The 12278-nt window shown below is 59.2% G+C and carries 13 protein-coding genes; 11 read left to right on the top strand and 2 right to left on the bottom strand.

What is annotated here, in order from left to right; all coding sequences use genetic code 11:
• Window positions 1–15 precede the first annotated feature (15 nt).
• Complete coding sequence (locus OPU96_RS16800) at window positions 16–1371, top strand: tryptophan--tRNA ligase (protein WP_226456481.1); 1356 nt, start codon at window positions 16–18, stop codon at window positions 1369–1371.
• Between the two features lie 79 nt (window positions 1372–1450).
• Entirely contained in the window at window positions 1451–2545 is a 1095-nt protein-coding gene (gene zapE / locus OPU96_RS16805; RefSeq protein ID WP_192297703.1) for a cell division protein ZapE, read from the top strand.
• A gap of 130 nt (window positions 2546–2675) precedes the next feature.
• Here zapE and OPU96_RS16810 read toward each other — a convergent pair whose 3' ends face one another.
• Window positions 2676–3596 (bottom strand): GlxA family transcriptional regulator, encoded by a 921-nt coding sequence (locus OPU96_RS16810; protein ID WP_192297837.1) that lies wholly within the window; start codon window positions 3594–3596, stop codon window positions 2676–2678.
• Between the two features lie 220 nt (window positions 3597–3816).
• Between OPU96_RS16810 and OPU96_RS16815 the strand changes: the two genes are divergently transcribed.
• On the top strand, window positions 3817–4953 hold the full coding sequence (locus OPU96_RS16815) for an acyl-CoA dehydrogenase family protein (protein WP_226456480.1): 1137 nt from the start codon (window positions 3817–3819) through the stop codon (window positions 4951–4953).
• A 110-nt stretch (window positions 4954–5063) separates the two neighbouring features.
• Here the strand turns inward: OPU96_RS16815 and OPU96_RS16820 are convergent, their stop codons facing one another.
• On the bottom strand, window positions 5064–6104 hold the full coding sequence (locus tag OPU96_RS16820; RefSeq protein ID WP_192297701.1) for an NADP(H)-dependent aldo-keto reductase: 1041 nt from the start codon (window positions 6102–6104) through the stop codon (window positions 5064–5066).
• A 248-nt stretch (window positions 6105–6352) separates the two neighbouring features.
• Between OPU96_RS16820 and rplM the strand changes: the two genes are divergently transcribed.
• The 8 genes from rplM to OPU96_RS16860 all read left to right on the top strand — a co-directional run bounded on the left by rplM (window position 6353) and on the right by OPU96_RS16860 (window position 12151).
• Complete coding sequence (gene rplM, locus OPU96_RS16825; RefSeq protein ID WP_226456479.1) at window positions 6353–6781, top strand: 50S ribosomal protein L13; 429 nt, start codon at window positions 6353–6355, stop codon at window positions 6779–6781.
• A 14-nt stretch (window positions 6782–6795) separates the two neighbouring features.
• Window positions 6796–7188 carry a 30S ribosomal protein S9 gene (gene rpsI, locus OPU96_RS16830; protein WP_002555064.1) on the top strand — a complete coding sequence of 131 codons (393 nt, stop codon included), beginning with the start codon at window positions 6796–6798 and terminating at the stop codon, window positions 7186–7188.
• A gap of 266 nt (window positions 7189–7454) precedes the next feature.
• Window positions 7455–8048 carry a ubiquinol-cytochrome c reductase iron-sulfur subunit gene (gene petA, locus OPU96_RS16835; RefSeq protein ID WP_027604843.1) on the top strand — a complete coding sequence of 198 codons (594 nt, stop codon included), beginning with the start codon at window positions 7455–7457 and terminating at the stop codon, window positions 8046–8048.
• Window positions 8048–9259 carry a cytochrome b gene (locus tag OPU96_RS16840; protein WP_003171746.1) on the top strand — a complete coding sequence of 404 codons (1212 nt, stop codon included), beginning with the start codon at window positions 8048–8050 and terminating at the stop codon, window positions 9257–9259. The genes petA and OPU96_RS16840 overlap by 1 nt, the downstream gene beginning before the upstream one ends.
• Window positions 9259–10041, top strand: a complete 783-nt coding sequence (locus OPU96_RS16845) for a cytochrome c1 (RefSeq protein ID WP_192297699.1) — start codon at window positions 9259–9261, stop codon at window positions 10039–10041. The genes OPU96_RS16840 and OPU96_RS16845 overlap by 1 nt, the downstream gene beginning before the upstream one ends.
• 149 nt (window positions 10042–10190) lie before the next feature.
• Window positions 10191–10808 carry a glutathione S-transferase N-terminal domain-containing protein gene (locus tag OPU96_RS16850; protein ID WP_192297698.1) on the top strand — a complete coding sequence of 206 codons (618 nt, stop codon included), beginning with the start codon at window positions 10191–10193 and terminating at the stop codon, window positions 10806–10808.
• A gap of 17 nt (window positions 10809–10825) precedes the next feature.
• Entirely contained in the window at window positions 10826–11242 is a 417-nt protein-coding gene (locus OPU96_RS16855) for a ClpXP protease specificity-enhancing factor (protein WP_192297697.1), read from the top strand.
• Window positions 11243–11401: 159 nt separating this feature from the next.
• Window positions 11402–12151, top strand: a complete 750-nt coding sequence (locus tag OPU96_RS16860) for a FadR/GntR family transcriptional regulator (protein ID WP_226456478.1) — start codon at window positions 11402–11404, stop codon at window positions 12149–12151.
• Window positions 12152–12278: the final 127 nt, after the last annotated feature.

Here is a 12278-nt window from a genome sequence, read left to right on the forward strand (position 1 = left end):
GATAAGCGATTACCCATGACGACTCGTACCCGTATCCTCACCGGCATCACCACCACCGGCACGCCGCACCTGGGCAACTACGCCGGTGCGATCCGCCCGGCGATCCTCGCCAGCCAGGATGCCAATGCCGACTCCTTCTACTTCCTGGCCGACTACCACGCCCTGATCAAATGCGATGACCCGCAGCGCATCCAGCGCTCGCGCATGGAAATCGCCGCGACCTGGCTGGCCGGTGGCCTGGATGTGAACCGGGTGACCTTCTACCGCCAGTCCGACATCCCGGAAATCCCCGAGCTGACCTGGCTGCTCACCTGCGTTGCCGCCAAGGGCCTGCTCAACCGCGCCCACGCGTACAAGGCCTCGGTGGACAAGAACGTGGAAGCCGGCGAAGACCCGGATGCGGGCATCACCATGGGCCTGTACAGCTACCCGGTGCTGATGGCGGCGGACATCCTGATGTTCAACGCGCACAAGGTGCCGGTCGGCCGCGACCAGATCCAGCACGTGGAAATGGCCCGTGACATCGGCCAGCGCTTCAACCACCTGTTTGGCAAGGGCAAGGAGTTCTTCACCATGCCCGAGGCGCTGATCGAAGAAAGCGTCGCCACCTTGCCGGGCCTGGATGGCCGCAAGATGTCCAAGAGCTACGACAACACCATCCCGTTGTTCACCAGCGCCAAGGACATGAAGGACGCGATCTCGCGGATCGTCACGGACTCCCGTGCGCCGGGCGAAGCCAAGGACCCGGACAACTCCCACCTGTTCACCCTGTACCAGGCGTTTGCCAGCAAGCCCCAGGAAGAAGAATTCCGCGCTGAGCTGCTGCAAGGTCTGGGTTGGGGCGAGGCCAAGGCCCGTCTGTTCCAATTGCTGGACGGTCAACTGGGCGAAGCCCGCGAGCGTTATCACCAACTGATGTCGCGCCCGTCGGACATGGAAGACCTGTTGTTGGTCGGCGCCAAGAAAGCCCGCGCCGTGGCGGCACCGTTCCTCGCCGAGTTGCGTGAGGCGGTGGGCCTGCGTTCGTTCGTCGAGCAGGCCGCGGCACCGGTCGCGACCAAGAAGAAAGCGGCGAAAGCGGCGCGTTTCGTGAGCTTCCGCGAGGATGACGGCAGCTTCCGGTTCCGCCTGCTGGCCGCCGATGGCGAGCAATTGTTGCTGTCGCGCAACTTTGCCGACGGTAAAGCCGCTGGCGCCGTCACCAAGGCGCTGCAAAACGGCGACGCACTGGACGTACGCACCGAAGCCCTGGGCTTCAGCGTATGGCTGGACGGCGCGGCCGTGGCCGACAGCGCGCAGTTCGCTGACGACGCCTCCCGTGACGCTGCCATCGCCGCCTTGCGCGTTGCGTTGACCCCCATCGAGGATTGACCCGACCAAGGGTTGATTGCCATTAATCAGGGCCGTCGTTACAGTGACGGCCCGTTTTTGTTGCCTTGCTAACGAAATTATGACGCCCCTAGAACGATACCAAGCTGATCTGAAACGCCCTGAATTCTTCCATGACGCAGCCCAGGAAACGGCGGTGCGTCATTTGCAGCGCCTGTACGACGATCTCGTCGCGGCCTCGCAAAGCAAGCCAGGGATGCTCGGCAAGCTGTTCGGCAAGAAAGACCGCACGCCAGTCAAAGGCCTGTATTTCTGGGGCGGCGTCGGCCGCGGCAAGACCTATCTGGTGGACACCTTCTTCGAAGCGCTGCCGTTCAAGGAAAAGGTCCGGACGCACTTCCACCGCTTCATGAAGCGCGTGCACGAAGAAATGAAGACCCTGCCGGGCGAGAAAAACCCGCTGACCATCATTGCCAAGCGCTTCTCCGACGAAGCGCGGGTGATCTGCTTCGATGAGTTCTTCGTCTCCGACATCACCGATGCCATGATCCTTGGCACCCTGATGGAAGAGTTGTTCAAGAACGGCGTGACCCTGGTCGCCACCTCGAACATCGTGCCCGACGGCCTGTACAAGGACGGCCTGCAACGCGCGCGCTTCCTGCCGGCCATCGCGCTGATCAAGCAGAACACCGAAATCGTCAACGTCGACAGTGGCGTCGACTACCGCCTGCGTCACCTTGAGCAAGCGGAACTGTTCCACTTCCCGCTCAACGAAGCGGCGCACGAAAGCCTGAAAAAGAGCTTTCGCGCCCTGACGCCGGAATGCACCCAGGCGGTGGAAAACGACAAGTTGATCATCGAAAACCGCGAAATCATCGCGTTGCGTACTTGCGATGACGTGGCGTGGTTCGACTTCCGCGCCCTGTGCGACGGCCCGCGCAGCCAGAACGACTACATCGAGCTGGGCAAGATCTTCCATGCGGTGATCTTGAGCGGTGTGGAGCAGATGAGCGTGACCACCGACGACATCGCGCGGCGGTTTATCAACATGGTCGATGAGTTCTACGACCGTAACGTGAAGCTGATCATCTCGGCGGAAGTCGAGTTGAAGGATCTGTACACCGGCGGTCGATTGACCTTTGAATTCCAGCGGACCCTGAGTCGCTTGCTGGAAATGCAATCCCACGAGTTCCTCGCGCGCGGCCATAAGCCCTGAGAACGCTATAGATCAAATGTGGGAGCGGGCTTGCTCGCGAATGCGGACTGTCAGTCACTGATGATGTTGACTGACCCACCGCATTCGCGAGCAAGCCCGCTCCCACATTTTTTACCGCGTTCAGCCTTGCCTATGCCGCCTGCTGGAACTGCTGGCGGTATTGGTTCGGCGACAGTTCCGTGTGCTGCCTGAACAACCGCGCAAAGAAGCTCGCATCGTCGTAACCCACCTCGTAACTGATGGTCTTGATGCTCTTGCGACTGCCTGACAGCAGTCCCTTGGCCGTCTCGATGCGCAGGCGTTGCAGATAGTGCAATGGCTTGTCGCCCGTCGCCGTCTGGAAGCGGCGCATGAAGTTGCGGATGCTCATGCCGTGTTCCCGGGCAACGTCTTCGAAGCGGAACTTGTCGGCGAAGTGCTCTTCGAGCCAGTGCTGGATCTGCAGGATGATCACGTCCTGGTGCAGCTTCTGCCCACCGAAACCGATACGTCCCGGCGAATAGTTACGTTGCACTTCGTAGAGAATGTCGCGGGCTACGGCCTGGGCGATGTTGGCGCCGCAGAAGCGTTCGATCAGGTAGATGTAGAGGTCGCACGCCGAGGTGGTGCCGCCGGCGCAGTACAGGTTGTCGGCGTCGGTGAGGTGCTTGTCCTGGTTGAGTTGTACCCGTGGGAAGCGTTCGCTGAAGGCGTTGAAAAAGCGCCAATAGGTGGTTGCCTCCTTGCCATCGAGCAAGCCGGCTTCGGCCAGCCAGAACACCCCGGTGGCTTCGCCGCAGAGCACGGCGCCGCGTGCGTGTTGCGCGCGCAGCCACGGCAGCACTTGCGGGTAGCGGCTGCAGAGGGCGTCGAAGTCGTCCCAGAAGGCCGGGAGCACGATGATGTCGGCGTCTTCCAGGCCGCCATCCACCGGCATGATCACATCACTGAAGCTGCGTACCGACTGCCCGTCGGGGCTGACCAGGCGCGTTTCGAACGCCGGGATCAGGCCCAGACCTTGTTGCTTGCCGTAACGCAGGCTGGCGAGGTGGAAGAAATCCTTGGCTTGCATGAGGGTTGAAGCGAATACCCGATCAATGGCCAAAATGCTGACGCGCCGCAAGGGCGTGGAGATTTGGTTAGACATAATTTCATTTATTCTTATAGGGGAAAGTGGTCACCAGACGGCTGGATCGTCTTATTTTTTGTCGCATGTGTCCAGTGTCCCGTGCTGCCTTCGCGGCATAGTCTCTGTGGGCTCGTCTTTGTCCGACAATCCTCGCAGGTGACCCATGATTCCCAGAACCTTGTACAGCCCGGAGCACGAACTCTTTCGCGAGAGCGTGCGCACCTTCCTCGAAAAAGACGCGGTGCCGTTCCATGGGCAATGGGAGAAGCAGGGCTATATCGACCGAGCCTTGTGGAGCAAGGCGGGGGAGGCGGGGATGTTGTGTTCCCACCTGCCGGAGGCATACGGCGGGTTGGGTGCGGACTTTCTGTACAGCGCGGTGGTGATCGAGGAGGTTGCCCGGCTGGGGCTGACCGGGATCGGTTTTTCCCTGCATTCGGACATTGTCGCGCCGTACATCCTGCATTACGGCAGCGAGGCGTTGAAGCACAAATACCTGCCCAAACTGATCTCCGGTGAGATGGTCACGGCGATTGCGATGACCGAGCCAGGTGCCGGTTCCGACCTGCAAGGGGTCAAGACCACCGCCGTGCTGGATGGCGATGAATATGTGATCAACGGTTCGAAGACCTTTATCACCAACGGCTATCTGGCTGAGTTGGTGATCGTGGTGGCCAAGACCGATCCCAAGGCGGGCGCCAAGGGCACCAGCCTGTTTCTGGTGGAGGCCGACACACCGGGCTTCGCCAAGGGCAAGCGCCTGGAGAAGGTCGGCATGAAGGCCCAGGACACCTCGGAGCTGTTCTTCCAGGACGTGCGCGTGCCCAAGGAGAACCTGCTGGGCCAGGCCGGTGCGGGGTTCGCGTATCTGATGCAGGAGTTGCCTCAGGAGCGTTTGACGGTGGCAATCGGCGCCGTGTCATCGGCCGAGGCGGCACTGCAATGGACCCTGGAATACACCCGCGAGCGCAAGGCGTTTGGCAAGGCGATTGCGGATTTTCAGAACACTCGCTTCAAGCTGGCGGAAATGGCCACCGAGATTCAGATCGGCCGCGTGTTTGTCGACAAGTGCATAGCGTTGCATCTGGAGGGCAAGCTGGACGTGCCGACTGCCGCAATGGCCAAGTATTGGGCCACGGACCTGCAATGCAAGGTGCTCGATGAGTGCGTGCAGTTGCACGGTGGCTACGGCTTTATGTGGGAATACCCGATTGCGCGGGCCTGGGCGGATGCGCGGGTGCAGCGGATTTATGCGGGGACCAATGAGATCATGAAGGAGATCATTGCGCGGGCGCTTTAAGTGATGCGGTGTGTTTGAGGGCCTCATCGCAGGCAAGCCAGCTCCCACATTTGACGGTGTTCACCCGTCAAAATGTAGGAGCTTGCCTGTGATGGCGGTCTACAGATCAATCAAGGCGCAGGGTTCGGATGATCCTTCTGAATCGCCTCAATCCCCTCCAACACCTCTTTGGACAGTTTCAGATCGGCACTGGCAATGTTGCTATCTAGTTGCTGAAGCGACGTGGCGCCAATGATGTTGCTGGTCACAAACGGCTGCTGGGTCACAAATGCCAACGCCATCTGCGCCGGGTCCAGACCATGTTCTCGGGCCAGCGCTACATAACGGCTGCACGCCGCTTCCGACTGCGGGTTGAAGTAGCGGCTGAAGCGGCTGTATTCGGTCAGCCGCGCCTTGGCCGGGCGTGCGCCATTTTCGTATTTGCCACTGAGCATGCCGAACGCCAGGGGCGAGTAGGCCAGCAGGCCGCATTGCTCGCGAATCGCGACTTCCGCCAGGCCCACTTCAAAGCTGCGGTTGAGCAGGTTGTAGGGGTTCTGGATCGATACCGCACGGCTCCAGCCACGGGCTTCGGCCAGGGCGAGGAATTTCATGGTGCCCCAAGGGGTTTCGTTGGACAGGCCGATGTGGCGGATCTTGCCGGCCTTGACCTGTTCGTCCAGCGCTTCGAGGGTTTCCTCCAGCGGGGTGAGGTCGTCTTCGTCCTTGTGCTTGTAGCTCAGTTGGCCGAAGAAGTTGGTGCTGCGTTCCGGCCAGTGCAGTTGGTAGAGGTCGATCCAGTCGGTCTGCAAGCGCTTGAGGCTGGCGTCCAGGGCGGCGGCGATGTGCTTGCGGTTGTGGCGCAGGTGGCCGTCGCGGATGTAGTCGATGGTGTTGCCGGGGCCGGCGATCTTGCTGGCGAGGATCCAGTCGGCACGATCGCCACGGCTTTTGAAGTAATTACCGATGTAGCGCTCGGTGGTGGCATAGGTGTCGGCCTTGGGCGGCACCGGGTACATTTCCGCTGTGTCGAGGAAGTTGATCCCCGCGGCCTTGGCCCGTTCGATCTGGGCGAAGGCCTCTGCTTCGCTGTTCTGCTCGCCCCAGGTCATGGTGCCCAAGGCTATCGCGCTCACGTTCAGATCCGTACGGCCCAGCTGTCGATAATCCATCGGGTACTCCTTCAGGGAAAACAATCATAAAAGCAGGTTGAATTTTTTTTCGCAATCTGCATAATTGCCCACCTCTTTCTGCAGTGGAAGTGATGCGCCGCCTGCCGAAGAATCTTGCCGTTGAACGGACGCGCCGACCCGAGCCCCCGATAGCGTCTGTATCCGGCTGCCTTTGACTTGTCAAAGTACGCACTATTCAGTAAGATCCGCCGTCTAATTTACAGGGCGGCCCCTGAGGCTATTAAAGAATGTCTACTTATACTGCAAAACCGGAAACAGTTCAGCGCGACTGGTTTGTCGTCGACGCCGCTGGTCAGACTCTGGGTCGTCTGGCCACTGAAGTCGCTAGCCGTCTGCGTGGCAAGCACAAGCCTGAATACACCCCTCACGTTGATACCGGTGACTACATCGTGATCATCAACGCTGAGCAGGTACGTGTTACCGGCAACAAAGCTCAAGACAAAATGTACTACCGTCACTCCGGTTTCCCAGGTGGCATCAAGTCTTCGAACTTCGAAGGCCTGATCTCCAAGAAGCCTGAAGCCCCGATCGAAATCGCGGTCAAAGGTATGCTGCCTAAGGGCCCACTGGGTCGCGATATGTTTCGCAAGCTGAAAGTCTATGCGGGCGCTGTACACCCTCATGCTGCTCAGCAGCCCCAAGAACTGAAGTTTTAACGGAATAGTTCATTATGTCGGCGACTCAAAATTACGGCACTGGCCGTCGCAAAACCGCAACCGCACGCGTTTTCCTGCGTCCGGGCACTGGTAACATCTCGATCAACAACCGCTCCCTGGACAACTTCTTCGGCCGCGAAACTGCCCGCATGGTAGTTCGTCAGCCGCTGGAACTGACCGAGACCGTTGAAAAGTTCGACATCTACGTCACCGTTATCGGTGGCGGTGTAAGTGGTCAAGCTGGCGCAATCCGCCACGGTATCACTCGCGCTCTGATGCAGTACGACGAAACCCTGCGTGGCGCTCTGCGCAAAGCTGGCTTCGTGACTCGCGATGCTCGTGAAGTTGAACGTAAGAAAGTCGGTCTGCGTAAAGCGCGTAAGCGTCCGCAGTACTCGAAGCGTTAATTCGCTTTACGTTCCACAAAAGCGCCCAGCCTCCTTACGGAGCTGGGCGTTTTTTATTGCCTGCGATTTATGCACAAATTTGTGCGTGACAACTTGCCACATCCGTAGACCCCCTATACTACAGGGCCTGGAGGCTGAGCCCCGGGCAATTCCCTTGTCATACGTGGGGCTTTTCATTACCATTCGGCAAAATTTTTATAAGCAAAGATTCAACACTTAGTAGACGCCTGATTTAACAGGCCAAAAAGCTGATGGGAGAGGACTGAATGAGCAATGACGGCGTGAATGCAGGCCGGCGTCGCTTCTTGGTAGCAGCCACATCCGTGGTGGGTGCTGCAGGAGCGGTGGGGGCTGCGGTCCCGTTCGTGGGGTCATGGTTTCCCAGTGCCAAGGCGAAAGCCGCAGGTGCACCGGTGAAGGTGAATATCAGCAAGATCGAACCAGGTCAGCAGATGATTGCTGAGTGGCGCGGCCAGCCGGTCTTCATTGTTCGTCGTACTGAGGAAATCCTGGGCAATCTCAAGAAGATCGAAGGCCAGTTGTCTGACCCGAAATCCGAGAAGTCCGACCAACCCGCCTACGCCAAAAACGAAGCGCGTTCGATCAAGCCAGAGATTCTGCTGTTGGTCGGTCTTTGTACTCACCTTGGATGCTCGCCGACGTTCCGCCCGGAAGTCGCCCCGGTCGACCTGGGCAAAGACTGGGTTGGCGGTTATTTCTGCCCCTGCCACGGCTCGCACTACGACCTCGCCGGTCGCGTCTACAAGTCTCAGCCCGCGCCTTTGAACCTGCCCGTGCCTCCGCATACTTACGAAACTGACGACCTCATTGTCATTGGCCTCGATAAGGAGAACGCGTGATGAGCAAGTTCATGGATTGGGTGGATGCGCGCTTCCCCGCCACTAAAATGTGGGAAGACCATCTCAGCAAATATTACGCACCAAAGAACTTCAACTTCTTCTACTTCTTCGGTTCCCTGGCGCTGCTGGTGTTGGTCAACCAGATCGTCACCGGGGTCTGGCTGACGATGAGCTACACGCCGTCGGCTGAAGAAGCGTTCGCCTCCGTCGAATACATCATGCGTGACGTCGAGTACGGCTCGATCCTGCGCCTGCTGCACTCCACTGGCGCGTCGGCGTTCTTTATCGTCGTCTACCTGCACATGTTCCGCGGTTTGCTCTACGGCTCGTACCAGAAGCCTCGCGAACTGGTATGGGTGTTCGGCATGCTGATCTACCTGGCGCTGATGGCGGAAGCCTTCATGGGCTACCTGCTGCCTTGGGGCCAGATGTCGTACTGGGGCGCCCAGGTGATCATCTCGTTGTTTGGTGCGATCCCGGTGATCGGCAACGACCTGACCCAGTGGATCCGTGGTGACTACCTGATCTCGGGGATCACCCTGAACCGCTTCTTCGCCTTGCACGTGGTGGCCTTGCCGATCGTGATCCTGGGCCTGGTGGTGTTGCACATCCTGGCACTGCACGAAGTGGGTTCGAACAACCCGGACGGTGTGGACATCAAGAAGCACAAGGACGAGAACGGCATCCCGTTGGATGGCATTCCGTTCCACCCTTACTACACCGTGAAAGACATTGTCGGCGTAGTGGTGTTCTTGTTCGTGTTCTGCTCGATCGTGTTCTTCTTCCCGGAGATGGGCGGCTATTTCCTCGAGAAGCCTAACTTCGAACAGGCCAACGCCTTCAAGACCCCTGAGCACATTGCCCCGGTCTGGTACTTCACGCCGTTCTACGCAATTTTGCGTGCGATCCCCGACAAACTCATGGGCGTGATCGCCATGGGCGCGGCCATCGCGGTGCTGTTCGTGTTGCCTTGGCTCGACCGCAGCCCGGTCAAGTCCATGCGCTACAAGGGTTGGCTGAGCAAAATCTGGCTGTGGGTGTTCTGCATTGCCTTCGTGATCCTGGGTGTCCTCGGCGTGTTGGCGCCAACCCCTGAGCGTACGTTGCTGTCGCAGGTCTGCACCTTCCTGTATTTCGCCTACTTCATTCTGATGCCGTTCTATACCCGGCTAGAGAAGACCAAACCGGTTCCGGAAAGGGTGACTGGCTGATGAAAAAATTATTCGTTGCATTGATGCTTGCGGCCCTGCCGCTGCTGTCCTTCGCTGCCGAGCACGGTGGCCCTGAGCTGGAAAAGGTCGACATCGACGTGTCCGACAAGGCCGCCATGCAGGATGGTCTGCGCACCTTTACCAACTACTGCATGGGCTGCCACAGCGCCAAGTTCCAGCGTTACGAGCGTGTCGCCGATGACTTGGGTATCCCCCATGACGTGATGCTCAGTCACGCGGTGTTCAGCGGCGCCAAGATCGGCGACCACATGAGCATCGGCATGCAGCCGGCTGACGCCAAGACCTGGTTCGGTGCGGCACCGCCCGACCTGACCCTGGTCGCCCGTGTACGTGGCACCGATTGGCTCTACGGCTACCTCAAGTCGTTCTATGAAGACCCGTCGCGCCCATACGGCGTGAACAACAAAGTCTTCCCGAACGTCGGCATGCCGAACGTTCTGGTCGGCCTGCAGGGTCGCCAAGTGGTAGGATGCAAGCAGGTTCAGGTCGTTGAAAACGGCAAGAAGCAATATGACCCGTTGACTGGCACGCCTTTGACTCATGAAGCGTGCGATCAACTGACCATCGTGCCCAAGACCGGAGCGCTGAATGAAGAGCAGTTCGACGAGAAAGTAAAAAACCTCGTGACCTTCCTGGCCTACTCGGCCAACCCGGTCAAACTGCAGCACCAGCGCATCGGTACGTATGTGTTGCTGTACCTGGCCTTCTTCTTCGTATTCGCCTATCTGCTCAAACGCGAATACTGGAAGGATGTGCATTGATCCAACCGTAAGCAATTGCTGTTAATCTTGCGCGCCCAGCGGCATCTCTGAATACGTAGCGACCCGGTTCAACAGGTTGTTACAGAGATGCTCTCTGGGCGCGCTCGTTTTTGAGCTTTCGATAATTTCAACAAGCGAGGAGGACCGCCATGGGCGTGACCAATCGGTTGGCCTGTTACTCCGACCCCGCCGACCACTATTCCCACCGAGTGCGTATCGTGCTCGCCGAGAAGGGTGTCAGCGCCGAGATCATCAGTGTGGAGGCGGGCCGTCATCCGCCGAAACTGATCGAAGTGAACCCGTACGGCAGCTTGCCCACCCTGGTCGATCGTGACCTGGCGTTGTGGGAGTCGACCGTAGTGATGGAATACCTGGATGAGCGTTACCCGCATCCGCCTTTACTGCCGGTGTACCCGGTGGCACGTGCCAACAGCCGCCTGCTGATCCATCGGATCCAGCGTGACTGGTGCGGGCTGGTGGACGTGATTCTGGATTCGCGCACAAAAGAAGCTGTTCGCACGCAAGCGCGTAAGGAATTGCGCGAAAGCCTGACCGGCGTTTCGCCGTTGTTCGCCGATAAACCTTTTTTCCTCAGTGAGGAACAAAGTTTGGTCGATTGCTGCCTATTACCGATACTCTGGCGTTTGCCGATTCTTGGTATTGAACTGCCGCGGCCGGCCAAGCCGCTGCTTGATTATATGGAGCGCCAGTTTGCGCGTGAGGCTTTCCAGGCGAGTCTGTCTGGTGTCGAACGCGATATGCGCTAAGGCTTAAGGAGCCGCTGATGAACTCCAGTCGACCCTACTTGGTCCGCGCGCTCTATGAGTGGATTGTGGACAACGATTGCACCCCGCACATGCTGGTCAATTCCGAATTTCCTGCGGTTCAGGTTCCGCAGGGTTTTGCCAGTGACGGACAGATTGTGCTGAACGTATCGCCCAGTGCCGTGCGTCACCTGCACATGGACAACGAGGCGGTGAGCTTCGAAGGGCGTTTCGGCGGTGTGCCGCATACGCTGTTCGTGCCGATTGGCGCCATCCTCGGCATCTATGCCCGGGAAAATGGCCAAGGCATGGTGTTTGATCTGGAGTCGCCTTTCGAGGATGACGAATCGATCGACAGCGAAGACGGCGATGATCTGCCACCGGATACCGAGCCACCGCGCCCAAGCGGCCGGCCGAGTTTGAAAGTGGTAAAGTAAACGGCTGCCGCCTTCGGGCCAGCCATGAAAGATGCCTCGGCCTGTGCCGGGGCATTTTTTTGCGCTCGGGATATAGATGAAAGTCGTGCCTGGACGGTGATCGTACAACCGCCATGGGCTATGATGCTCCCTCAAGCTCACCGAGAAAGATGATTCATCATGGAAAACGCCAACACCGCCCCGCGTCTCCCCCGCAAGCGCCGCAGCCTTGCCCAGGAATTGGTCACGGTGTTGTCCGAGCAGATCCGCGACGGCGAACTCAAGCGTGGCGACAAGCTGCCCACCGAGTCGGCGATCATGGAAGCCCATGGCGTCAGTCGCACCGTAGTGCGTGAAGCGATCTCGCGCTTGCAGGCCGCCGGACAAGTCGAAACCCGCCACGGGATCGGCACCTTTGTGCTGGATACCCCAAGCCCTAGCGGTTTCCGTATCGACCCGGCCACCGTCGTGACCCTGCGTGATGTGCTGGCGATCCTCGAGCTGCGGATCAGCCTGGAAGTCGAGTCTGCCGGCCTGGCCGCCCTGCGCCGCACCGACGCGCAACTGGCGACCATGCGCGCAGCCCTCGATGCCCTGAATGAAAGCGCGGCCCACGCCGGCGATGCGGTGGCCTCCGACTTCGCTTTCCACCTGGAAATTGCCCTGTCCACCGGCAACCGCTACTTCACCGACATCATGACCCATCTGGGCACCAGCATTATTCCGCGCACGCGGCTGAATTCGGCACGCCTGGCCCATGATGACCAGCAGCACTACATGGGGCGCCTGAGTCGTGAGCACGAAGAGATCTACGAGGCGATTGCCCGTAAGGATTCGGATGCGGCACGTGCGGCGATGCGCTTGCACCTGACCAACAGCCGTGAGCGACTGCGCCATGCCCACGAAGAGGCAGAAGCGCAGCGCGGTTAAAGCAGGCAACCGAGTTGTGCCGGGTGTAAAGCAATCCAAGTGTGGGGGCGGGCTTGCTCGCGAATGCGTCCTTTAAGTTAATGCATGTGCAGACTGACACACCGCCTTCGCGAGCAAGCCCGCTCCC

The sequence above is a fragment of the Pseudomonas sp. RP-B7 genome (assembly GCF_059803535.1).

What these genes read in the sequence shown, in the direction of transcription:
- OPU96_RS16800 (WP_226456481.1), top strand. Translation starts at nt 16, where the DNA reads ATGACGACTCGTACCCGTATCCTCACCGGCATCACCACCACCGGCACG.
- zapE (WP_192297703.1), top strand. Translation starts at nt 1,451, where the DNA reads ATGACGCCCCTAGAACGATACCAAGCTGATCTGAAACGCCCTGAATTC.
- OPU96_RS16810 (WP_192297837.1), bottom strand. Translation starts at nt 3,596, where the DNA reads ATGCAAGCCAAGGATTTCTTCCACCTCGCCAGCCTGCGTTACGGCAAG.
- OPU96_RS16815 (WP_226456480.1), top strand. Translation starts at nt 3,817, where the DNA reads ATGATTCCCAGAACCTTGTACAGCCCGGAGCACGAACTCTTTCGCGAG.
- OPU96_RS16820 (WP_192297701.1), bottom strand. Translation starts at nt 6,104, where the DNA reads ATGGATTATCGACAGCTGGGCCGTACGGATCTGAACGTGAGCGCGATA.
- rplM (WP_226456479.1), top strand. Translation starts at nt 6,353, where the DNA reads ATGTCTACTTATACTGCAAAACCGGAAACAGTTCAGCGCGACTGGTTT.
- rpsI (WP_002555064.1), top strand. Translation starts at nt 6,796, where the DNA reads ATGTCGGCGACTCAAAATTACGGCACTGGCCGTCGCAAAACCGCAACC.
- petA (WP_027604843.1), top strand. Translation starts at nt 7,455, where the DNA reads ATGAGCAATGACGGCGTGAATGCAGGCCGGCGTCGCTTCTTGGTAGCA.
- OPU96_RS16840 (WP_003171746.1), top strand. Translation starts at nt 8,048, where the DNA reads ATGAGCAAGTTCATGGATTGGGTGGATGCGCGCTTCCCCGCCACTAAA.
- OPU96_RS16845 (WP_192297699.1), top strand. Translation starts at nt 9,259, where the DNA reads ATGAAAAAATTATTCGTTGCATTGATGCTTGCGGCCCTGCCGCTGCTG.
- OPU96_RS16850 (WP_192297698.1), top strand. Translation starts at nt 10,191, where the DNA reads ATGGGCGTGACCAATCGGTTGGCCTGTTACTCCGACCCCGCCGACCAC.
- OPU96_RS16855 (WP_192297697.1), top strand. Translation starts at nt 10,826, where the DNA reads ATGAACTCCAGTCGACCCTACTTGGTCCGCGCGCTCTATGAGTGGATT.
- OPU96_RS16860 (WP_226456478.1), top strand. Translation starts at nt 11,402, where the DNA reads ATGGAAAACGCCAACACCGCCCCGCGTCTCCCCCGCAAGCGCCGCAGC.